The organism is Bradyrhizobium lablabi, from assembly GCF_018129385.1.
Classification (GTDB): domain Bacteria; phylum Pseudomonadota; class Alphaproteobacteria; order Rhizobiales; family Xanthobacteraceae; genus Bradyrhizobium; species Bradyrhizobium lablabi_C.
Window position 1 is genome coordinate 123,449 of the sequence record NZ_JAFCLN010000007.1, and the last position, 21,991, is coordinate 145,439.

The window sequence follows — 21,991 nt, forward strand, 5'->3', positions numbered from 1 at the left end:
CAGGATGCAGCTCGGCATGATCGGCCTCGGCCGGATGGGCGGCAACATCGTCCGCCGGCTGATGAAGCACGGACATAGCACCGTCGTGTACGATAAGGATTCCAAGGCCGTTGCCACGCTTGCGGCCGAAGGCGCGACCGGCGCCGCTACGCTGGAGGAATTCGTCGCAAAGCTCGAGAAGCCGCGCGCCGCCTGGGTGATGCTGCCGGCCGGCAAGATCACGGAAGCGACTGTCGAGACGCTGGCAAAGCTGATGCAGGCCGATGACGTGATCATCGACGGCGGCAACAGTTTTTGGCAGGACGACGTCCGCCGCGGCAAGGCGCTCAGGGAGCGCGGGCTGCATTATGTCGACGTCGGCACCAGCGGCGGCGTCTGGGGCATCGAGCGCGGCTATTGCATGATGATCGGCGGCGACAAGAAGGTGGTCGACCGGCTCGACCCGATCTTTGCCGCGCTAGCGCCGGGCATCGGCAATATTCCTCGAACCGAAGGCCGCAGCGGGCGCGATCCCCGCATCGAGCAGGGCTACATCCATGCCGGTCCGACCGGTGCCGGGCATTTTGTAAAGATGATCCACAACGGTATCGAGTACGGCCTGATGCAGGCTTATGCCGAGGGTTTTGACATTCTCAAGAATGCCAATATCGAGGCGCTGCCGCCCGAGCATCGCTTCGACCTCGATATCGCTGATATCGCAGAAGTGTGGCGCCGCGGCAGCGTGATCCCGTCATGGCTGCTCGATCTCACCGCATCTGCGCTCGCCGAGAACCACACACTGGATAGTTACTCCGGCTTCGTGGAAGATTCCGGCGAAGGCCGCTGGACCGTCAATGCCGCAGTCGATGAGGCCGTGCCGGCGGAGGTGCTGACCGCGGCGCTGTTTGCACGCTTCCGCTCGCGCAAGGATCATACCTTTGCGGAAAAAATTCTTTCCGCGATGCGTGCCGGCTTTGGGGGCCACAGGGAACCAACCAAGCCGAAGGCTTGATACGAATGGCAATCAGCACATCAGTCCAGAAGAAGCCCGACCCCTGCTCCTTCGTCATCTTCGGCGTGACCGGCGACCTGACGCATCGCCTCGTGATCCCCGCCCTCTACAATCTCGCCGCCAGCAACCTGCTCCCCGACAAGTTCTGCCTCGTCGGCGTCGCGCGCAAGGGTACGACGAGCGAGAAGCTGCGCGCAGACCTGATGCAGGGCCTGCGCAAATTCGCCACCCGTGCGGTCGATGAGGCAATCGCCAAACGATTGCTGGATTGCGTGACGGCGATCGAAGCCGACCCGAGAGAACCCGAATCCTTCGACACGATGCGCGACCAGCTCGACAAGCTCGAGGCGGCGCGAGGCACCGGCGGCAACCGGCTGTTCTATCTGGCAACGCCGCCGGGCGCGTTCTTGCCGATCAGCCGCGAACTCGGCCGCACCGGCATGCTGAAGGAAAACGGCATGTGGCGGCGGCTGGTGGTGGAAAAGCCGTTCGGCACCGATCTGGCCTCGGCCAGGGCGCTGAACGGCGCGCTGCTGCAACTCATGGACGAACACCAGATCTACCGGATCGATCACTATCTCGGCAAGGAAACGGTACAGAACATCCTGGTGCTGCGCTTTGCCAACGGCATGTTCGAGCCGATCTGGAATCGCAACCATATCGACCACATCCAGATCACGGTCGACGAAAAACTTGGCGTCGGCCACCGCGGCAGCTTCTACGATTCCACGGGCGCGCTGCGCGACATGGTGCCGAACCATCTGTTCCAGTTGCTGTCGCTGGTGACGATGGAGCCGCCGGTGAAATTCGACGCGCATTCGGTGCGCTCGGAAAAGGCGGAGGTGCTCTCCGCGATCCAGCGCCAGAGCGAAGCCGACGCGCTGAATAATTCCGTGCGCGGGCAATATCTGGCCGGCAAGATCGGCGATACCGACCTCGAGGACTACCGCAAGACCGAAGACGTCAAGCCGGGCAGCACCACGGAAACCTATGCCGCGTTGAAGCTGACCATCGACAACTGGCGCTGGGCCGGCGTTCCCTTTTACCTGCGCACCGGCAAGGCGCTGTGCGCCAAGCGCACCGAGATCGCCATCAAGTTCAAGCAGGCGCCGTTTGCGATGTTCCGCGATACGCCTGTCGATCGGTTGTCGCAGAATTTCATGATCATTTCGACCGAGCCGACCGAAGGCATCGAGCTACAGTTCAACACCAAGGTGCCGGGCCCGACCATCAATATCGACGGCGTCGAGATGAAGTTCCGCTACAAGGATTACTTCAAGGCCGAGCCGTCCACCGGCTACGAGACACTGATCTATGACTGCATGATCGGCGACAACATCCTGTTCCAGCGTGCCGACGGCGTGGAGGCGGGATGGCAGGCGGTGCAGCCGTTCCTCGATGCCTGGAAGAAGGCCGGCGCCGACGGCCTGGAAAACTACAAGGCCGGCAGCGAGGGCCCCGCCAAGGCGGAAGAGCTGCTGGCGCGCGACGGCCGCAGCTGGCGGAAGCTCGGCTGACCATGGGCTCGCTCAGCAAGCGCAAGATCATCACGGTGGCCGACCCGGCCGCGCTGGCCAAATCCGCGGCAGACCGGCTGTCGGCGCGGGTCTCGGAAAACAACGGACGCATCGCGGTGTGCCTGACCGGCGGCTCAAGTCCGCGCCAACTCTATGCATTGCTGGCGACGGATGCCTATCGGGGCAAGATCCCCTGGGATCGCGTGCATTGGTTCATCGGCGACGAGCGCTTCGTGCCGGCGGACGATCCGCGCAATAACATGAGCGCAGCGCGGCAGATTTTCCTAGATGAGTGCGCGCCGACCGAGAATGTGCACGCCATTCCAACAGATGCCGACGATCCCAACGCCAGCGCCGAGCAATACGCAGAAGAACTGAAGTCGTTCTATGGCGCCAACAATATCGAGTCAGACCGTCCCCTGTTTGATCTTGTGCTGATGGGCGTCGGCCCCGACGGGCATACCGCCTCACTGTTCCCGAGCTATCCGGCGCTTGAAGAGACGTCACACTGGGTCGTCGGCGTGCCCAAAGCCAATGTCGAGCCGTTTGTGCCGCGGGTAACCCTCACCCTTCCCGCGCTGGGCTCGTGCCGCGAAATGCTCTTCGAAGTAGCAGGCACCGACAAACGCGCCATCCTGACCCGCGTGTTCGGCGGCGAGAACCTGCCGGCCAACCGCGCGCGATCCGCGGGCGAGACCGTCTGGCTGGTGGACCAGGCCGCGCTTCCGGAGAGCTTTCGTGGACGATGAAAAAGTCCCTCGTACGGTTCTTTGCGCGCTGATCGTGATGGGCGTGTCCGGCTCCGGCAAAAGCACGATCGCGGAGACGCTCGCAGAGCGGATCGGCTGGCGTTGCGAGGATGGCGACAGGTTTCACCCGGCAAGCAACATCGCCAAGATGAGCGCAGGCCAGCCGCTCACCGATGAGGACCGCTGGCCCTGGCTCAAGGCCATCGCCGATGAAATCGACCGCCTGCTCATGAAAGGCGAGCGCGTGGTGGTAGCCTGCTCGGCGCTGAAGCGCGCCTATCGCAACGTGCTTGTTCACGGGCAAGACGACATCCGCATCGTCTTTCTCGACGGCACGCAGGAACTGATCGCCGGCCGGCTCGCCGCCAGGCGCGGCCACTTCATGCCGCCGGGCCTGCTGGACAGTCAGTTCAAGACCCTCGAACGGCCAACCGCAGATGAACGGCCGATCGTGGTTTCGATCGACGCTACGGTGGATGCCGTCGTCGACGACATTGTCAGCCAATTGGAACTGGACCCCGTATGACCCGCATCAAGCTCGTTGTCTCCGATGTCGACGGCACGCTGCTGACGAAGAACAAGACCCTGACGGATGCGAGCAAGCAGGCCGCACGGCGGCTGCACGAAGCCGGCATCGGCTTCACCATCGTCTCCAGTCGCCCTACCATCGGCATGGGATTTCTGGTCACCCCGCTTGCGATCACGCTTCCGGTCGGCGCCTTCAATGGCAGTTCGATCGTCGATCCGCAGCTAAAGCCGATCGAACAGCATCTGATCCCTCCCGATACGGCCCGGCGCGCCCTCGACGTGCTGACGGATTTCGGCGTCGACATCTGGCTGTTCACCAACGAGCAATGGCTGACGCGCAATCCCGATGGCGAATATGTCGGCCACGAAAAACTCGCCATCAAGCATGATCCCGTGATCGTTGCCGATTTCGCGCCGTATCTCTCCCGCGCCTGCAAGATCGTCGGCGCCAGCTCGAACGCGGAACTGCTGGTCCGGTGCGAGGCTGCGATGCAGGCCGCCGTCGGTACGCAAGCCACCGCGGTTCGCTCGCAGACCTATTATCTCGACGTCACGCCGCCGGGCCGCGACAAGGGCACGTTTGTCACTGACATAGCAAAGCGGCTCGGCGTCCCCCTGTCCGAAGTTGCCACCATCGGCGACATGCAGAACGATCTGCCGATGTTTGCCAGAAGCGGCGTTTCGTTTGCGATGGGCAATGCGAGCGACGACGTCAAGAAGCGCGCGAAGCATGTCACGGCCTCGAATGAGGAAGACGGGTTCGCGAAGGCGATGGATGTGATTTTGGCTAAGTAGTGCCACACCATCACCGTCGTCCCTGCGAACGCAGGGACCCATAACCACCGTTGCCAATTGTTGGAAGAGGAAGCCGCTGCCGTGCCTCGAGAGAGGCCGCAGCGTATGGGTCCCTGCGTTCGCAGGGACGACAATTATTTTGACCGCTGCACCGCCGGTTTTTCGGTCGTCCGCTTCGCGCTGCTGAGATTGTGCGCAGTATTGATCAGCGCGATATGGGTCAGCGCCTGCGGGAAATTGCCGGTCTGCCGGCCGGCTTGCGTGTCATACTCTTCCGCCAGGAGGCCGAGATCGTTAGCTACCTTCACCACCTGGTCGAACAGTGCCTGCGCCCTGTCGATGTTGCCGGCCAGCACATAGGCATCGGCCAGCCACAGCGTGCAGGCGAGGAATGCGCCCTCGATCGGCTGCGTTTCCTCCGTGACCTCGCGCGGGTCGTGCCGCAGCACGAAGCCGTCCCGCATCAGGTATTTTTCGACGGCCGCCAGCGTGCCCTGCACCCGCGGATCGGACGGCGGCAGAAAGCCCACCGCGGGCAGCAGCAGGATGCTGGCATCGAGCATTTTTGAATCATAGGACTCGACAAAGGCGTTGAGCTCGCGGTCAAATCCCTTTTCGCAGACGTCGCGATGAATGATCGCGCGCAGATCGCGCCACTTTTCGAGCGGCGCCTTGAAGCCGAATTTTTCCACGCTCTTGATGCCGCGGTCGAACGCCACCCAGCACATGACTTTCGAGAACACATAATGCCGGCCGTCGCCGCGCCGCTCCCAGATGCCGTGATCCGGCCGGTCCCACACGCCCGAGAGATGCTCCAGCACGGAGCATTCGATCGCCCAGCTTCCTTCGTAAAGCTGAAGCTTTTCCATCCGCGACTGATGGAACGCGTCGATCAACTCGCCGTAGACGTCGAGCTGCAACTGCGCATGCGCGGCATTGCCGACCCGCACCGGCCGCGCGCCCTCATAGCCGGCGAGCCACCCGGCCTCCCACTCCAGGAGGCGCCGCTGGCCCATGATGCCGTACATGATCTGCATCAGGGCCGGCGATCCCGCGACGGCGCGCAATAGCCAGTTGTGCCAAGCCAGCGCTTCTTCGGTGTAGCCGGAGTTCATCAGAGCCAGCAGCGTGAAGGTGGCGTCGCGCAGCCAGCAGAAGCGATAATCCCAGTTCCTGGCTCCGCCCAGTTTTTCCGGCAACGATGTCGTGGGTGCCGCAACGATGCCGCCGGTTGGGGCGAACGTCAGCGCCTTCAGGGTGATCAGCGAGCGGAGCACGAGATCGCGGCCCGCCCCTTCATAGGTGCAGCGGCTGCTCCATTCGGCCCAGAAATCCTCGGTGTCCTCCAGCGCCTGAGCCGGATCGATCGGCTTTGGCACCGCCAGATGCGACGGACCATAGGTGAGCACGAACGGCACGGTCTCGCCCTCGCCGATCTCGAAATCCGCGATCGTGGTCAAATCCTCGCCCCGGGTCTCGACCGGCGTGCGCAGCACCGTCATGTCCTGCCCGCAGATCGCGAGCAGGCCGTTCTCGTGCTTCCTGACCCAGGGAATGTCGGCGCCGAAGCCGAAGCGGATGATGAGCTCCATCCGCATCTTGACGCGCCCGCTGATGCCGCGCACCAGCCGCACGACGTCCGATGCGTTGCCGCGCGGCGGCATGAAGTCGATGATCGCGACCGTGCCGTCGACCGTCTCGAACTGCGTTTCCAGGATCAGCGTATTGTCCCAGTAGCGGCGCGAGATCTTTGTCGGCTCCGTTGCCGGCGCGATCAGCCAGCGGCCGTTCTTGCGGGTGCCCAGCAGAGCGGCAAAACAGGCATCGGAATCGAAGGCAGGCCAGCACAGCCAGTCGATCGACCCGTCCCGGCCGACCAGCGCCGCGGTCTCGCAGTCGCCGATCAGTCCATAATCTTCGATTTTGCAGGGCAAATTTTCGTCACCGTCAATATGCCCCGCCCGTTATTCAGCCGCTTGCGACCGCACGCGCGTCGCAGCCCGGAGCCGCTTCACGTCGATCGATCCCGCAATCTCGTCGATGCATAGCGGCATGCGCCGCCGCCAGTTCGGATGTTCGTGCACCGTGCCGGGCACGTTGGGCTGGTCGACCACGCCCAGGAGATCCTCCAGCGCGATCGCCATCAGCCGCGACTTCGTTCGCGCGAGGAATTCGGCAATCGCATAGAGCGTGTTGTTCCCAATGCCGTTGTGCCGCAGCACATTGTCCAGCATGGTCAGCGCGTGCCAGCGCGCATCATCGCTTTCGCCGGGATCGATGCCGAGCGAGCGCTTGAGCTTGAGGTCGCCGAACGAGCGCCAGCCGGCATAGGTCGACAGATCGTGGGTGTTGAAGGTGACGAGCGCGTTCGGCAGGTAATAGTCGATGTCTCGGAATGCGCCCTGCTCGTCGCGCTCGAACATCATCACAAGGTACGACCAGATGCCCCAGTCACGGGTGCGGTCGCGAAAGCCCGCCGGCACGGTGCCGAGGTCTTCGCCGATCACCACGCAGCGATTGGCGACGCTCTCCAGCGCGGTGACCGCCAGCATCGCCTCGAACGGCATCGGCACATAGACACCGTCGGCGGCGCCAAAGCCCCGCGGCACAAGGTACAGACGCTTCAGCCCCATCACGTGATCCAGCCGGGCCGCGCCGGCATGGCGCATCGAGGCCTGTAGCATCTGCCGGAACGGCTCGAACGAGCGCTGCTCCAGCCCCGCGGCATTGAAGCCGGCAAGGCCCCAATCCTGGCCCGCGGTGTTGAGCGGATCGGGCGGCGCGCCGACGCCAAGATGGCGCGAGATCGCATCCTGCTCGTTCCAGGCATCGAACCCGTTGGATTGAACGCCGACCGCGATATCGAGATAGAGCCCCACCCGCATGCCGAGTTCTTTGGCCAGCGCGCTGCACGCAGCCAGTTGCCGGTCGGCATTCCATTGCACGAATTCGACGAATTCGATCTCGTTAGCGTCCGCGCCCTCGCGCAGTTCGGCGCATTTGCCGTCGTCCGGCTGCCGCCATTCCGCCGGCCATTCCCACCAGGGCGTCTTGAACTTGTGCCGGAGCACCTCGAAACAGGCAAAGTGCGACAGCAGCGCACCTCGTTCCGCGCGGAATTTTGCGAAATCCTCTTTCCGCTCGAGGCTTGCCTTGCTCTTGAAGGCGGCAAATGCCGCCTTCAGCGCGCGCCATTTCAGCCCGGCGACCGCGACATAGTCGACGGTCTCGCTTTGCCGCAATCGCGGCGTCAGCTCCATGCTCTCGGTCAACGCACGGGACGGAAGCTCGGGAATCCGTTCGACGTCGATATAGAGCGCGTTCAGGAACAGCCGGCTGTTCGGCGAATAAGGGCTGCAATCGCCGGGCTGGTCGTCGAACAGCACGTGCAGCGGATTGAGGCCGACCCCATCGGCCCCCAGGTCGCTGGCGAGTTCGATCAGGTTTTCGAGGTCGGTGAAATCGCCCATGCCCCAGTTGCGAATCGAGCGCACGCCGTAAAGCTGAACGGCGAGCAGCCATCCGCGGTCGAAATCGCCGGAAAATGCCTGGTGCGGGGCGACGACCAGCGGCACATCTTCGATGGTTGAAGCCGCATCCGCCAGCGAAGCCCGGTAGATGCCGAACGGCAGACCGTCGGGCCAGGCGATGATCCGGTCGGACGCCTTACCCTTGGCGATGGTCTTGCCGTCGGCAACAATCTTCCACTCCACCGGCAGCTTGGCGGCCTCTGAAAGCTCGCTCGTGCCGGGCAAACCGGACCGCAGTACCACAGGCTCGGAAAGCAACGCCCGTATGGGCTGTAGCGGCAGCGCCTCGAGGATGGTTTTGAGGGCCGCCGCATCCGTCACGCGGCGGTGGCCCTGTCCGTCGAGGAATTCCGTCTGGATTCCCAGGGATTTGGCTTTGACAAAAAGGTCCATTCGGCACGCGGTTTGCACGCGACAGGAAGGCAATGTCGCGAAATTGTCCAAATACAGGAAGGAGATAGGAGGTGATAACGCTTCGGCGCGTCGGCTGTTCCCGTGGAACCAACGCCCCTTGAGCGGCTTTTCTATATCATCCGGGGCGCCTCCTTCCCGCAAGCGGGGCGTCATTCCATGTCAGTGGCGGCATCACCGTGACCAAAACAAGTCAAACTGTCGAGAGTGCCCGCGGCACTTTCTCTACCGGAAATGTTTTTCCGTCGGCCATGGACTGGCGCGATCCGGCAGGCCATATCGTTTCGCTACTGCGCACAGTCGCCCTGCCTTGCCGCCTGGCGTAAGGGAAAACGCCATGAATGTGATGTCGTCCGTCGATGCCAAACGGCTGGTCGCAACCGAAGGCGATGACCAACTCTGGTACAAGGATGCGATCATCTACCAGCTTCACGTGAAGGCCTTTGCCGACAGCAACAATGACGGCATCGGCGATTTCGCGGGACTGACGGAAAAACTCGGCTATCTACAGGACCTCGGCGTCACCACGCTGTGGCTGCTGCCGTTTTATCCCTCCCCCGGCCGCGACGACGGCTACGACATCGCCGACTATGGCGACATCAATCCCGATTTCGGGACGATGAAGGATTTCAGGCGCTTCATTCAGGAAGCCAAGAAGCATGGCCTGCGGGTCATCACCGAACTGGTGGTCAATCACACCTCCGATCAGCACCACTGGTTCAAGCGCGCCCGCCGCAGTGCGCGCGATTCCAGTGCCCGCAACTGGTACGTCTGGAGCGACAGCGACCAGAAATATCCGGGCACGCGCATCATCTTCACCGACACGGAAAAGTCGAACTGGACCTGGGATCCGGAGGCCGGCCAGTTCTACTGGCACCGCTTCTTCTCGCATCAGCCGGACCTGAATTTCGACAATCCGCGCGTGGTCAGCGCGATCGTGCAGGTGATGAAGCGCTGGCTGGATACCGGCGTCGACGGCTTCCGGTTAGATGCCATTCCCTATCTGTGCGAGCGCGACGGCACCAACAACGAGAACCTCCCGGAAACCCACGCCATCATCAAGCACCTGCGGCAGGAGCTCGACGCCTATGCCAAGGGCAAGGTGCTGCTGGCCGAGGCCAATCAATGGCCGGAGGACGTGCAGGAATATTTCGGCCGCAGCGATGAATGCCACATGGCCTATCATTTCCCGCTGATGCCGCGCATCTACATGGCGATCGCGCAGGAAGACCGCTTTCCGATCACCGATATCCTGCGGCAGACACCCGACATTCCCGCCGACTGCCAATGGGCGCTGTTCCTGCGCAATCATGACGAGCTGACGCTCGAAATGGTCACCGACGTGGAGCGCGACTATCTGTGGTCGACCTACGCCAACGATCCGCGCGCCCGCATCAATGTCGGCATCCGCCGCCGCCTCGCGCCGCTGATGGACAACGACCGGCGCAAGATCGAACTGATGAATTCGCTGCTGCTGTCGTTTCCGGGTACGCCGATCATCTATTACGGCGACGAGATCGGCATGGGCGACAACATCTATCTCGGCGACCGCAACGGCGTGCGCACACCGATGCAATGGACGCCCGACCGCAACGGCGGTTTCTCGCGCGCCGATCCGGCGCGGCTCTATGCGCCGATGATCATGGACCCGGTCTATGGCTATGAGTCGGTCAACGTGGAAGCGCAGTCGCGCAGCCTGTCCTCGCTGCTCAGCGCCACCAAGCGGCTGATCGCGGTGCGCAAGTCGACGCTCGCCTTCGGCCGCGGCACCATGACCTTCATCCGTCCCGAGAACCGCGCGGTGCTCGCCTATGTGCGCCAGCATGACGACGAGGTCATTCTCTGCGTCGCCAACCTGTCGCGATCGGCGCAGGCGACCGAGCTCGACCTGTCCGCGTTCAAGGAGCGCATCCCGCTGGAGATGCTGGGCCGCACGCGGTTTCCCGCGATCGGCGAACTGCCCTACATGATCACGCTGGCGCCTTACGGCTTCTACTGGTTCGAATTGCAGGAGCGCGGCAAGTCGGAGCCCGTGCGGCAACGCGCCGTGGGAGAGTTCGAGACGCTGGTGGTGCCGCTGAACTCGACATGGATGACGCTGGCCCGCACCCGCGGCGTGTTCGAGCATGACGTGCTGCCCGGACATCTGGCGCGCACCCGCTGGTATCCCGAGCATCAGGCCAAATCGATCCATCCGACGCTGACGGCGGCGATTCCGTTCTGCGACATCGGCGACAACCGCCCCTACCTGATATTCTTCGATGCGACCCAAAAAGGCGAGACAGGACGCTATGTGTTGCCGATGCAGATCGAATGGGTGCGTTTCGATCGCGAGCACTACAATCCAAAGGCGTTCGCGGCGGTACGCCAGGGCGCGCGCGAGGGCACCCTGCTCGACGTCGCCAACGACCACATCTTCACGGGCCTGCTGCTGCGCAACCTTCGCGAAGAGCTGACGGTCGATGAGCCCGATCACGGCATCCAGCTCGAATTCCGCCCCACCGAAAAGTTTGCCGAAAAGACGGTCCGCGAGCCGAAGCACATTCGCGTCATCGAGAACGACAAGTTGAGCAGCAGCGCCATTGTCGACGAGGACTACTTTGTCAAGATTTACCGCAAGCTGGACGCCGGCACCCATCCCGAAATCGAGATGGGGCGCTTCCTTACCGAAGTTGCCGGCTTTGCCAATACGCCCGCGCTGCTCGGCAGCGTCGAGCTGATGCACGGAGAGCAGCGGAGCGCGATCGGCATCGTCAACGCTTTCGTCATGAACCAGGGCGACATGTGGACCGTGTCGGCCGCCTATCTCGACCGCTTTGTCGAAGAGCAACGCCTGCTGTCGTCCGGCGAGGGTGTCAAGGAAAGCGAAGAGCAGGTTTCATATCTGCGCTATATGTCGCAAGCCGGACGTCGCCTGGCCGAGTTGCATATTGCACTCGCCGGCAGCAAGGGGATGCCCGATTTCGAACCCGCCGCGGTCGTGCCGGATGATTTCGAACTCTGGCTTGACGACGTCCTGGTATGCGCCGGACGTGTGTTCGACGCTCTCCGTCACCCGCACAAGGCGTTCAACGAGATGGAGCGTCCGCTGGTCAACCAATTGCTGGCCGAGCCGGCGCAGTTGCCGGATCGGCTGCGGGCCTTGCTCCCGCGCGAGATCGACTGCCCCAATATCCGTCATCACGGCAACCTGCATCTCGGAAAATTGCTGATCGTCAAGGACGACGTTTTCATCATCGATTTCGAGGGCAATCCCGCGCGCAGCATCGCCGAGCGACGGCGCAAGGCACCGGCGGCGCGCGACCTCGCAGGACTGATCCGGTCCATCGATTGCTCGACCACGGCTACGCTGGAGCGTGGGCTGAAGGCGACGCCGGACGCGCACGACAGACTCGCCGCGGCCCTGGAGGGATGGCGGGACCGCGCCACCGAGGCGCTGCTGATTGCCTATAGCGAGACCATCGACGGACACGGGCTTTGGCCGTCGCGGGCCGATACCGCCGAAAAGCTGCTCAACTTCTTCCTGATCGAAAAAGCGTTCCATGAAATCGAGCATGGGGTGACCAAGCGGCCCGACTGGCTCCACGTACCGCTCACCGGTATGCTGCGTCTTCTGTCGCATTTACCCTTCGAGGCTTGATGCCGAAATTACCCGCCGAGGCCTATGCGATCATCGAAGGGCGTCATTCCGACCCCTTCCACTATCTCGGACTGCACACCGAGGGCGACAAGAGCGTCGTGCGCGCGTTCCTGCCGGAAGCCTCGAATGTCGAGGCTGTCGGCGAGCATGGCGAAACCGCGCCGCTGAAACGCATCCACGATGCCGGCCTGTTCGCCGGCGCATTGCCGAACGGCTCGCAGCGCTACCAGTTGCGCGCCCGTTTCGGCGATCATGTCGTCGACCTCGATGATCCCTATCGTTTTCCACCCGTGCTGGGCGATATCGACCTCTATCTGCTCGGCGAGGGCACCCATCAGCGCATCTATGACAAGCTCGGCGCCCACCCGATGACGCTCGATGGCGTCGAAGGCGTCGCCTTCGTGGTGCTGGCGCCGAACGCCCGGCGAGTCAGCGTGGTCGGCGATTTCAACTTCTGGAACGCGCGGCGGCATCCGATGCGGGTGCGCGGCAACGGCTATTGGGAGCTGTTCATTCCGCATGCGCGCGAAGGCGACCACTACAAGTTCGACATCATCGGCCCCAACGGACAGCATTTGCCGCTGAAATCCGATCCGGTCACCTTTGCCGCCGAGGTACGGCCGAAAACCGCCTCAATCGTGCTGGACGTAACCAAAATTCCGTATCCGCATCCGGCGCCTGACGGCATCAACGCGCTCAGCGCGCCCATGTCGATCTACGAGGTTCATCTCGGCTCATGGCGGCGCAAGGGCCGCAACGAGTGGCTGAGCTATCGCGATCTTGCCGAGCAGCTACCTCGCTATGCCCGCGATCTCGGATTCACCCACATCGAATTCCTGCCTGTCAGCGAGCATCCGTTCGATGGCTCCTGGGGCTATCAGCCGACCGGGCTGTTCGCGCCGACCAGCCGGTTCGGCCCGCCGGCCGATTTCGCTCATCTGGTCGATGCCTGCCATCGCCAAGGCCTTGGCGTGTTGCTCGACTGGGTGCCCGGGCATTTTCCCGACGATCCGCATGGCCTCGGCCATTTCGACGGCACCTCGCTCTACGAGCACGCCAATCCGCTACAGGGCCGGCATCTCGACTGGGGCACGCTGATCTACAATTACGGCCGCACGGAAGTGACGAATTTTCTGGTGTCCAATGCGCTGTTCTGGCTCGAGCGCTACGGCATCGACGGCCTGCGCGTCGATGCGGTGGCGTCCATGCTCTATCTCGACTACAGCCGGCCCGCCGGCGGCTGGATCCCGAACCAGCATGGCGGGCGCGAGAATCTCGAAGCCATCGCCTTCCTGCGCCGCTTCAACACCGAAGTATTTGCCCGCTTTCCGCAGGCCACGACGGCGGCGGAAGAATCGACCGCCTGGCCGCAAGTCTCGCGCCCGCTCGAATTCGGCGGCCTCGGCTTCGGCTACAAGTGGAACATGGGCTGGATGCACGACACGCTGAAATATATCGGCAAGGATCCCATCCACCGCCAACATCACCACGGCGACATCCTGTTCGGCCTGCACTACGCCTTCTCGGAAAACTTCATCCTGCCGCTGTCGCATGACGAGGTCGTGCACGGCAAGCGCTCGATCCTCGGTCGCATGCCGGGCGACCAGTGGCAGCGCTTTGCGAATTTGCGCGCCTATTACAGCTTCATGTTCGGCCATCCCGGCAAGAAGCTGCTGTTCATGGGCTGCGAGTTCGGCCAGGAGCGGGAGTGGAATCACGACCATTCGCTGGATTGGCATCTGCTCGGCGACCAGAAGCATGCAGGCATCCAGAACCTGATCCGCGACCTCAACAGGCTGTACCGCTCGCAGCCGGCACTTCACCAGCTCGACTGCGAGGAGGCTGGCTTTGAATGGGTGATCACGGATGATGCTGGAAACAACGTGTTTGCCTGGATACGTAAAGGCCGCGATGCGCATGCGCGCTGCCTCGTCGTCGTAAACTTCTCGCCCAACGTCTATTACAATTACCGTGTGCGCGTGCCCTTTGGCGGAAAGTGGCGCGAGGTGTTCAATTCCGACTCCGCACATTATGGCGGAACCAATGTCGGGAATGTCGGCGAAGTACATGCATCGGGACCGGCACCCGAACTCAACCTCACCATCCCACCGCTGGCCGCGATCTTCCTCGTGCCGGAAGGCTGAATGATGCGACTGACTGGGGGCACGTCCTCGCGTCTGGGTGCAAGCTGGGACGGCAGGGGCACCAATTTTGCGCTGTTCTCCGCCAATGCGGAGAAGGTCGAGCTATGCCTGTTCGATGCCCAGGGCCGCCGCGAGCTCGAGCGCATTGAGCTGCCGGAGCGCACCGAAGACGTCTGGCACGGCTACCTCAACGACGTTTCGCCCGGGCAGCTCTACGGCTATCGCGTCTATGGGCCCTACGCGCCGGAGCGCGGCCACCGTTTCAATGCCAACAAGCTGCTGCTCGACCCCTACGCCAGACGGCTCGCCGGGCGGCTGGTGTGGAGCGATGCGCATTTCGCCTACCGCACCGGCAGCGCCCGCGAGGACCTTTCGTTCGATCGCCGCGACAACGCGCGCGGCATGCCGAAGGCGGTGGTGGTCGACGAGAGCTTCAACTGGGGCCGGCGTGAAATTCGTCCGAACATCCCTTGGGAAGACACCATCATCTACGAGGCCCATGTCAAGGGCCTGACCCAGAAGCGCGAGGACGTGCCGCCCAACCTGCGCGGCACCTATGGCGGCCTCTCCTCGCCGGCGATGATCGAGCACCTCAAGAACCTCGGCGTTACCGCGATCGAACTGTTGCCGATCCACGGCCTGATCGACGACCGGCGGCTGGTCGAGCTGAAGCTCGCCAATTACTGGGGTTACAACACCATCGCCTTCTTCGCCCCCGAGGCGCGCTACGCACAGGACAATCCGCTCGATTCGTTCCGCACCACGGTGGCGCGGCTGCACGATGCCGGCATCGAGGTGATGCTGGATGTCGTCTACAACCATACGGCCGAAGGCAACCATATGGGTCCGACGCTGTCGTTCCGCGGCATCGACAACGCATCCTATTACTGGCTGAACAAGGAAAACCCGCGCTATTACGACGACTTCACCGGTTGCGGCTCGTCGGTCAACCTGACCCATCCACGCGTGCTCCAGATGGTGATGGATTCGCTGCGCTACTGGGTCGAGGTCTGCCATGTCGACGGCTTTCGCTTCGACCTTGCCACCACGCTGGCGCGCGGGCCGAACGGGTTCGACCGCGGCAGCGGCTTCCTCACCGCTGTCAGGCAGGACCCGGTGCTCGCCACCGTCAAGCTCGTTGCCGAACCCTGGGATCTCGGCATGGGCGGCTACCAGGTCGGCGCATTCCCCTCGCAATGGTCGGAATGGAACGACCGCTATCGCAGCGCGATGCGGCGCTACTGGAGCGGCGAAGGCAGCCTGATCGGCGATATCTCGAGCCGGATGACGGCGTCATCCGACCTGTTCCATCATGACAACCGCGCCACGCGCGCCGGCATCAACCACATCACCGTGCATGACGGTTTTACGCTGGCCGATCTCTTCAGCTACAACGAAAAGCACAACGAGGCCAATGGCGAGGAAAATCGCGACGGCTCCAACGACAATCACAGCAACAATTGCGGTGTTGAAGGTCCGACCGACGATCCAAAGATCCTGGCGCTGCGCCGGCAATTGCGCAAGAACCAGTTCGCCTGCCTGATGCTGGCTCAGGGCACGCCGCTGCTGCTTGCCGGCGACGAAGTCGGCAATTCGCAATCCGGCAACAACAACGCCTATTGCCAGGACAACGAAATCGGCTGGGTCGGCTGGGACAATCTCGGCAAGGATGGCGAGGATTTTACCGGCTTCATCGGCCATCTGACTGCACTGCGCCGGCAATTTGGCCAGATCCGCTGCCAGCGCTGGCTCGACGGACGCCGCACCGACGGCTCCTATGGCGTGCTCTGGCTCACGCCCTCAGCCGAGGAGATGAAGGAATCCGACTGGAAATTCCCGGAGGGGCGATTTCTGTCCTACGTGCTCGGCCCGATGGAACAAGGACAGGCGCCGATCTTTATCGTGCTCAACGCCGCCCCCGAAGAGATCGCGTTCAAGCTGCCAAAAATGACCGAATACAAGAACTGGCAACAGGTGCTCAACACCACCGGCGAAGAGCCGGCAAGCGTTGCGTTCCCTTCGGGCGCCGACACCAAGGCGCCGCCCCGCTCGGTGCTCGCCTTTGCGGGTTCGGCATGAATGAGCGGCAGTTCGGTCCGGAACTGACGAAAGATGGCACGCTGTTCCGGCTATGGGCGCCGGCGGCCAAGCGTGTCGATCTGCTGCTGGACAAACCGCATGCGATGACGCGCGGCGATGGCGGCTGGTTCACAGCCGGGATTTCGGGCGCCGGTGCCGGTACCCGCTACAAATTCCGCATCGATGACGAGGTCGACGTCCCCGATCCCGCATCCGCCTTCCAGCCCGACGATGTGTTCGGCCCCAGCGAGGTGATCGATCATGCCGCCTACCCATGGCGCGCAAAGGATTGGCGCGGAAGGCCGTGGCAAGAGGCGGTGGTGCTGGAGACACATGTCGGCACGTTCACGAAAGAAGGCACCTATCGCGGCATGATCGACAAGCTCGATCATCTGGTCGAGACCGGCATCACGGCGCTCGAGTTGATGCCTCTGGCGGATTTCGCCGGCAGCCGTGGCTGGGGCTACGATGGCGTGCTGTTGTATGCGCCGGACAGTGCCTACGGCCGTCCCGAAGACCTCAAGGCGCTGATCGATGAGGCGCATCGGCGCGGCCTGATGGTGATGCTGGATGTCGTCTACAATCACTTCGGCCCCGAGGGAAATTATCTCGGCCGCTACGCGCCAAACTTCTTCACGGACGCGCATACCCCGTGGGGCAGCGCGATCGACTATCGCGTGCCTGAAGTGCGCAGCTTCGCGATCGGAAACGCGCTGCATTGGCTGCGCGATTACCGCTTCGACGGGCTTCGACTAGACGCCGTCAACACCATCGTCGAGGCCGGCGAAGTCCCGATCCTGAACGATATCAGCAGGGCAGCCGGCAAGCTTGCGGGCGAGACCGGCCGCCACATTCACCTCGTGCTCGAAAACAGCGACAACCGTGTCACCCTGCTCGACGCCAACGAGGATCCGTTGCGCGGCAAATACCGCGGACAATGGAACGACGACTATCACCACGTCTGGCATGTGATGATGACCGGCGAGGCGCAAGGCTATTACGGCGATTATCAAACCTCGCCGCAGCGCGATCTGGCCAAGGCGCTGGCGTCGGGTTTCGTCTATCAGGGCGAGGTTTCCGAATTCTGGGGCGGCAAGCGGCGCGGCGAACGAAGCGGGAAATTGCCGCCTACCACCTTCATCAACTTCCTACAGAACCACGACCAGATCGGTAACCGCCCTTTTGGCGACCGGCTGGAAAGCATTGCCGATCCCGCTGCGGTCGAAGCGGCGCTGGCGGTTACGCTGATCGCGCCGATGACGCCGATGCTGTTCATGGGCGAGGAGTGGGGCTCAAAGGTCCCCTTCCCGTTCTTCTGCGATTTCAAGGGCGATCTCGCGAATGCGGTGCGCAAGGGGCGTCGCAGCGAGTATGAATGGGCCTATGCGAAGTATGGCGATGAAGTCCCTGATCCCCTCGACAAGGCCACGTTCGATTCCGCCGTGCTCGACTGGGAGGCGTGCAATGTCGAGCCGGGCCGAACACGGCTGAGACTGGTGCGCGACCTGCTTGCGGTCCGCCGCCGCGAAATCGCACCAAGACTTGCGGATTCGAGCTTTGGCGAGGCCTACGCGACCGACGATGGTTTTGTGACGGCAAACTGGCGCATGGGCGACGGCAAGACGTTGCACCTGCTGGCCAACCTGTCGAATCGCGATCTCGCCATTTCGCCGGGTGAAATAAAGGGAACCCTGATCTGGGGCAATGAGTTGAAAGGAACTGTGCCGCCGTCAAAGATCAAGGCTTGGGCGGTGTCCTGGCGCATCGGATGACAAAATGCCTCCGGCGATACCGATTGCGACCTACCGCCTGCAACTCACAGCAGATTTCGATTTCGACGCGGCAGCGGCGGTCGTTCCCTATCTGAAAGCGCTCGGCATCACGCACCTTTATGCGTCGCCCTTCATGAAGGCGCGCAAGGGCTCCACGCATGGTTATGATGTCGTCGATCACACCAAATTCAACCCGGAGCTCGGCGGCGAGGCCGGCTTCGAACGATTGAGCGCGGCGCTCCGGCAGCACGATCTCGGCCTGATCCTCGACTTCGTGCCCAACCATGTCGGCGTGCATTTTGACGACAATCCCTGGTGGCTCCATGTACTCGAATGGGGCCCGGCCTCGCCGCACGCCGCATCGTTCGACATCGACTGGGATCAATTGCCCTATCGCTCGCGCGGCGGCGTGTTGCTGCCGATCCTCGGCTCTTCCTACGGGCAGGTGCTGGAGCGCGGCGAGATCGAACTTCGTTATGACGCGGATGAAGGCAGTTTTTCCGCCTGGTATTATGAGCACCGCTTGCCGATCGCGCCGGAGCGCTACGGCGAGGTTCTGCGCACGATCGTCAGGGAAGCGGACGCGAGTGAAACCGCCGCCGGGAAAGAACTGCTGGCGCTGGCTTCGCAATATCCCGGCCTGCGCCATCCAAACCGCGAGGAAGCTCCCGCCTTCAAGGCGGCGCTTCGGGCGATCCAAGGTGGCGGCGACATCATCGAACGCGGGCTCGCCGCCTATCGCGCCGGAACAGATCGCGCGTCCCAGACGCTGACGCTGCACCATCTGCTCGAACGCCAGCATTACAAGCTCGGTCACTGGCGGCTGGCCTCCAGCGACATCAACTATCGCCGCTTCTTCGACGTCAACTCGCTGGCGGGCCTGCGGGTGGAGGATTCCCGCACCTTCGATGCCGCGCACGACCTGGTTAAGAAGCTGATCGCCGAAGGCAGGTTGCAAGGTCTCCGGCTCGATCACATCGACGGCCTGCGCGATCCCGTGCAATACTTTCAGCGCCTGCGCCGCCTCGTCCGCGACGCACATGGCGGCAAGCAGAAGCCGTTCTACATCCTGATCGAAAAGATCCTCGGCGAGCACGAGAAACTTCACGTCTTTGCCGGCGTTCACGGCACCACAGGCTATGAGTGGATGAATGCGATCACGCAGGCCTTGATCGACGGCAACGGCCTGGCGCCACTCGACGAGGTCTGGCGCCAGGTCAGCGGCCAGTCGCCCAGGCTGGAGCCGGTGCTGCTGGAGGCGAAGCGCCGGGTGCTGGAAACGCTATTGACCAGCGAATTCACAGTGCTCTCGCGGCTGCTCGCACGGATCGCCAGCGGGCATTATTCGACACGCGATTATTCCGCCGACAGTCTGCGGCGCGCGCTCGAACTCTATGTGCTGCATTTCCCGGTCTATCGCACCTACCTGACAGCGGCCGGGCCGACCGCGCATGACCGCGCACTGGTCTCGCGGACGATCGAGAAAGCGCGCGCCGACTGGTTCGACGCCGACGAAGGCCTGTTCGATTTCCTGCGCGATGCGCTCACCATGGATCTGCTCAAGCCGGGACGGCCTCCCCACAGCGCGCCCCGGGTCCGGCGATTTGCGCTGAAGGTGCAGCAGTTCACCGGCCCCATGATGGCAAAGTCGCTCGAGGACACGGCATTCTACCGCTATCACCGGCAACTGGCGCTGAACGAGGTCGGCGGCGATCCTGCGGCAAAAGCCCTTTCCATCGATGCCTTCCACGGTTTGATGCAGAAGCGCGCCGCGGAATGGCCGCACGGCATGACGTCGACCGCGACGCATGACACCAAGCGCGGCGAGGATGCCCGCGCCCGCATCATGGCGTTGGCGGAGATCCCGGGCGAATGGACCTCGGCGGTCGCGCGCTGGAAGGTGCTGAACGCGCCGCACATCGTGCTCGACGGCGAAATGCGCGCGCCCTCGGTGACGTTCGAATACATGCTGTACCAAGCCCTGCTCGGTGCGTGGCGCCCGGAGGACGCTTCTTTGCCGGAGCGGCTGCAAGCCTATGCCTTGAAAGCAGCACGGGAAGGCAAGCAGGAGACGAGTTGGCTCAATCCGCATATGGCCTATGAGGAAGGCGTGAAGACGTTCATCGAGCGGATGCTCGATCGCTCGATCTCCAGTGAGTTCCTCAATTCATTGGACACGCTGGCGAGGCGCATCTCGCTGCTGGGCGCGTTGAACTCGCTGAGCCAGATTACGTTGAAGGCGACGATGCCGGGCGTGCCGGATTTCTATCAGGGCACGGAGCTTTGGGATCTTTCCTTTGTCGATCCCGATAATCGCCGGCCAGTCGATTTTGCGCCGCGTGCATCCGCACTTTCATCCGTCGAGTCGCCAGACTGGTCTCACCTGGTGCAGGGTTGGCCAGGCGGCCAGTTAAAATTCGCCTGGACGCGGCATCTCTTGAAGCTGCGAAGCGACATGGCCGATGTCTTCACTGACGGCGACTATCAGCCGCTGCAAGCGACGGGACCGCACCGCGATCACGTCATCGCCTTTGCGCGGCGACACGGCCGCGATGCCGTGATCGTCGCGGTGGCAAGATCGTTCGCGCCGTTTACGGATGGCGGGCGCATATGGCCGACCGCGGCAGCTTTTGACGGCGCCATCGACATCGCCGGCTATTCAACGGAGAAGGGCGGACGCATGTTGGCTCTTTCGGGCCTGTTCGAGCATCTTCCGGCCGCAGTGGTGAAAGCAAAGGTGCAGCGCACGGCAAGACCACGGCGCAAGCAAAAGGAAGAGGCCTAGAGCGGGATGACTTTTCTTCGAATCGCCATCCCGCTCTATCTTTTGTCTGAGCATGATCACCGCGCAAACGCTTCGCGTTTGTCGCGAGGGAAAACCGGTGTCCACTTTTCCGGATCATGCTCCAGAAACAGCGCGGCCGTCCGGGATCTTTGGGCCGGACGGCCTGGCGGTGATCGTGCCGATTCGAGAGATCGGTTCCCTACCCCGCGCAGCAGAAATACTCCGGGAAATTCGTTGCCAGCAAGCTAACAATCCGTCGATCCGGATTCTTGCAGCATCGTTGCTGTGGCGCAGCAACGATGCTGCAACTGCGAATCAGCGCTTTGTCAGCAAGAGCTTGCCGCGCTGCTTGATTGCGGCCTGCGCGACTTCCGCAAAGCGCTGGAGCAGCCACGGCAGCACCACTTCAACCTTTACATGATCTTCTTCAACGTCGACATGACCGTTCGCGGCCTGGCCCAGCGCACGCACGCGAAAATTCATGCGGTTGTCTTCCCAGCGCTCTTCATCGACGGCCAGCACCGGCACGCTGGAGGCCGCACGCGAGAGCCCGTTCTTGAGCCGGCGCATCGCTTCTTCGCGGCCGAGGCTGTGGGGAATCGAAACAACGAGCGGCGCGGGCATCGCAATATCCTCTGTTGGCCTGACTGGATGTAATCGCAAGCGGCTCAAAAGGAAGAGCGGCAAGCATTATCGCGCCGCAAAAACGGAACTATCACGATTCCGGTTTGTTGCCCCGCCGAAGGCAGACACAGGCGCCCCGTCATGGGCTGAGGAGAGGTCTTATGTCTATCGGCACAATCATCCTGATCATTCTGATCATCGCGCTGCTCGGCGGATTTTCCGGTATCGGCGGCGGCCCGTTCTACGGCACCGGCTATTACGGCGGCGGCGGGCTCGGGCTGATCATTGTCATTCTGTTGATCCTGTTGTTGCTGGGTAAGCTGTAAGCCAAACACATGTCGTCATTCCGGGATGCGCCCTCTTGGGCGCAGGCCCGGAATCCATAACCACCATCGTGAGTATGGATTCCGGGCTCGTGCTTCGCAC

The 21,991-nt window shown here is 62.7% G+C and carries 14 protein-coding genes; 11 read left to right on the top strand and 3 right to left on the bottom strand.

The genetic code is table 11. From position 1 onward, the window contains the following. The first annotated feature begins 4 nt into the window (after positions 1–4). The 5 genes from gnd to JQ628_RS16280 are packed head-to-tail and all read left to right on the top strand — an operon-like array spanning position 5 to position 4,580. Positions 5–991, top strand: a complete 987-nt coding sequence (gene gnd, locus JQ628_RS16260) for a phosphogluconate dehydrogenase (NAD(+)-dependent, decarboxylating) (RefSeq protein WP_212223685.1) — start codon at positions 5–7, stop codon at positions 989–991. Between the two features lie 5 nt (positions 992–996). Continuing rightward, positions 997–2,508: a glucose-6-phosphate dehydrogenase gene (gene zwf, locus JQ628_RS16265; RefSeq protein ID WP_212223686.1), complete on the top strand. Its 1,512-nt coding sequence runs from the start codon at positions 997–999 to the stop codon at positions 2,506–2,508. 2 nt (positions 2,509–2,510) lie between these two features. Next, positions 2,511–3,257, top strand: a complete 747-nt coding sequence (pgl, locus tag JQ628_RS16270; RefSeq protein WP_212223688.1) for a 6-phosphogluconolactonase — start codon at positions 2,511–2,513, stop codon at positions 3,255–3,257. A 37-nt stretch (positions 3,258–3,294) separates the two neighbouring features. After that, positions 3,295–3,783, top strand: a complete 489-nt coding sequence (locus tag JQ628_RS16275; RefSeq protein WP_212223904.1) for a gluconokinase — start codon at positions 3,295–3,297, stop codon at positions 3,781–3,783. Next, positions 3,780–4,580, top strand: a complete 801-nt coding sequence (locus JQ628_RS16280) for an HAD family hydrolase (RefSeq protein WP_212223691.1) — start codon at positions 3,780–3,782, stop codon at positions 4,578–4,580. The genes JQ628_RS16275 and JQ628_RS16280 overlap by 4 nt, the downstream gene beginning before the upstream one ends. A 134-nt stretch (positions 4,581–4,714) precedes the next feature. Here JQ628_RS16280 and JQ628_RS16285 read toward each other — a convergent pair whose 3' ends face one another. Continuing rightward, positions 4,715–6,514 (bottom strand): glycoside hydrolase family 15 protein, encoded by a 1,800-nt coding sequence (locus tag JQ628_RS16285; protein WP_212223693.1) that lies wholly within the window; start codon positions 6,512–6,514, stop codon positions 4,715–4,717. 30 nt (positions 6,515–6,544) lie between these two features. Beyond that, positions 6,545–8,503: a 4-alpha-glucanotransferase gene (gene malQ, locus JQ628_RS16290; protein ID WP_212223694.1), complete on the bottom strand. Its 1,959-nt coding sequence runs from the start codon at positions 8,501–8,503 to the stop codon at positions 6,545–6,547. A gap of 355 nt (positions 8,504–8,858) precedes the next feature. Between malQ and treS the strand changes: the two genes are divergently transcribed. The 5 genes from treS to treY are packed head-to-tail and all read left to right on the top strand — an operon-like array spanning position 8,859 to position 20,941. Next, entirely contained in the window at positions 8,859–12,161 is a 3,303-nt protein-coding gene (gene treS, locus JQ628_RS16295) for a maltose alpha-D-glucosyltransferase (protein ID WP_212223695.1), read from the top strand. Further along, positions 12,161–14,305, top strand: coding sequence for a 1,4-alpha-glucan branching protein GlgB (gene glgB, locus JQ628_RS16300; RefSeq protein ID WP_212223696.1), 2,145 nt, complete (start codon positions 12,161–12,163; stop codon positions 14,303–14,305). The genes treS and glgB overlap by 1 nt, the downstream gene beginning before the upstream one ends. 3 nt (positions 14,306–14,308) lie before the next feature. Further along, on the top strand, positions 14,309–16,384 hold the full coding sequence (gene glgX, locus JQ628_RS16305) for a glycogen debranching protein GlgX (protein WP_212223906.1): 2,076 nt from the start codon (positions 14,309–14,311) through the stop codon (positions 16,382–16,384). After that, on the top strand, positions 16,381–18,156 hold the full coding sequence (gene treZ, locus JQ628_RS16310; RefSeq protein WP_212223697.1) for a malto-oligosyltrehalose trehalohydrolase: 1,776 nt from the start codon (positions 16,381–16,383) through the stop codon (positions 18,154–18,156). Before glgX ends, treZ begins: the two co-directional genes overlap by 4 nt. Before the next feature lie 4 nt (positions 18,157–18,160). Then, positions 18,161–20,941, top strand: coding sequence for a malto-oligosyltrehalose synthase (treY, locus tag JQ628_RS16315; RefSeq protein ID WP_212223699.1), 2,781 nt, complete (start codon positions 18,161–18,163; stop codon positions 20,939–20,941). Between the two features lie 315 nt (positions 20,942–21,256). Here treY and JQ628_RS16320 read toward each other — a convergent pair whose 3' ends face one another. Beyond that, the gene (locus JQ628_RS16320) at positions 21,257–21,565 is read right to left on the bottom strand and encodes a polyhydroxyalkanoic acid system family protein (RefSeq protein WP_212223700.1); all 309 of its coding nucleotides are present in this window, start codon (positions 21,563–21,565) and stop codon (positions 21,257–21,259) included. Positions 21,566–21,726: 161 nt separating this feature from the next. On the opposite strand from JQ628_RS16320, the gene JQ628_RS16325 reads away from it, so the two are divergent. Then, positions 21,727–21,891, top strand: a complete 165-nt coding sequence (locus JQ628_RS16325) for a DUF3309 family protein (RefSeq protein WP_212223701.1) — start codon at positions 21,727–21,729, stop codon at positions 21,889–21,891. The last annotated feature ends 100 nt before the right edge of the window (positions 21,892–21,991 follow it).

What these genes read in the sequence shown, in the direction of transcription:
- gnd (WP_212223685.1), top strand. Translation starts at nt 5, where the DNA reads ATGCAGCTCGGCATGATCGGCCTCGGCCGGATGGGCGGCAACATCGTC.
- zwf (WP_212223686.1), top strand. Translation starts at nt 997, where the DNA reads ATGGCAATCAGCACATCAGTCCAGAAGAAGCCCGACCCCTGCTCCTTC.
- pgl (WP_212223688.1), top strand. Translation starts at nt 2,511, where the DNA reads ATGGGCTCGCTCAGCAAGCGCAAGATCATCACGGTGGCCGACCCGGCC.
- JQ628_RS16275 (WP_212223904.1), top strand. Translation starts at nt 3,295, where the DNA reads ATGGGCGTGTCCGGCTCCGGCAAAAGCACGATCGCGGAGACGCTCGCA.
- JQ628_RS16280 (WP_212223691.1), top strand. Translation starts at nt 3,780, where the DNA reads ATGACCCGCATCAAGCTCGTTGTCTCCGATGTCGACGGCACGCTGCTG.
- malQ (WP_212223694.1), bottom strand. Translation starts at nt 8,503, where the DNA reads ATGGACCTTTTTGTCAAAGCCAAATCCCTGGGAATCCAGACGGAATTC.
- treS (WP_212223695.1), top strand. Translation starts at nt 8,859, where the DNA reads ATGAATGTGATGTCGTCCGTCGATGCCAAACGGCTGGTCGCAACCGAA.
- glgB (WP_212223696.1), top strand. Translation starts at nt 12,161, where the DNA reads ATGCCGAAATTACCCGCCGAGGCCTATGCGATCATCGAAGGGCGTCAT.
- glgX (WP_212223906.1), top strand. Translation starts at nt 14,309, where the DNA reads ATGCGACTGACTGGGGGCACGTCCTCGCGTCTGGGTGCAAGCTGGGAC.
- treZ (WP_212223697.1), top strand. Translation starts at nt 16,381, where the DNA reads ATGAATGAGCGGCAGTTCGGTCCGGAACTGACGAAAGATGGCACGCTG.
- treY (WP_212223699.1), top strand. Translation starts at nt 18,161, where the DNA reads ATGCCTCCGGCGATACCGATTGCGACCTACCGCCTGCAACTCACAGCA.
- JQ628_RS16320 (WP_212223700.1), bottom strand. Translation starts at nt 21,565, where the DNA reads ATGCCCGCGCCGCTCGTTGTTTCGATTCCCCACAGCCTCGGCCGCGAA.
- JQ628_RS16325 (WP_212223701.1), top strand. Translation starts at nt 21,727, where the DNA reads ATGTCTATCGGCACAATCATCCTGATCATTCTGATCATCGCGCTGCTC.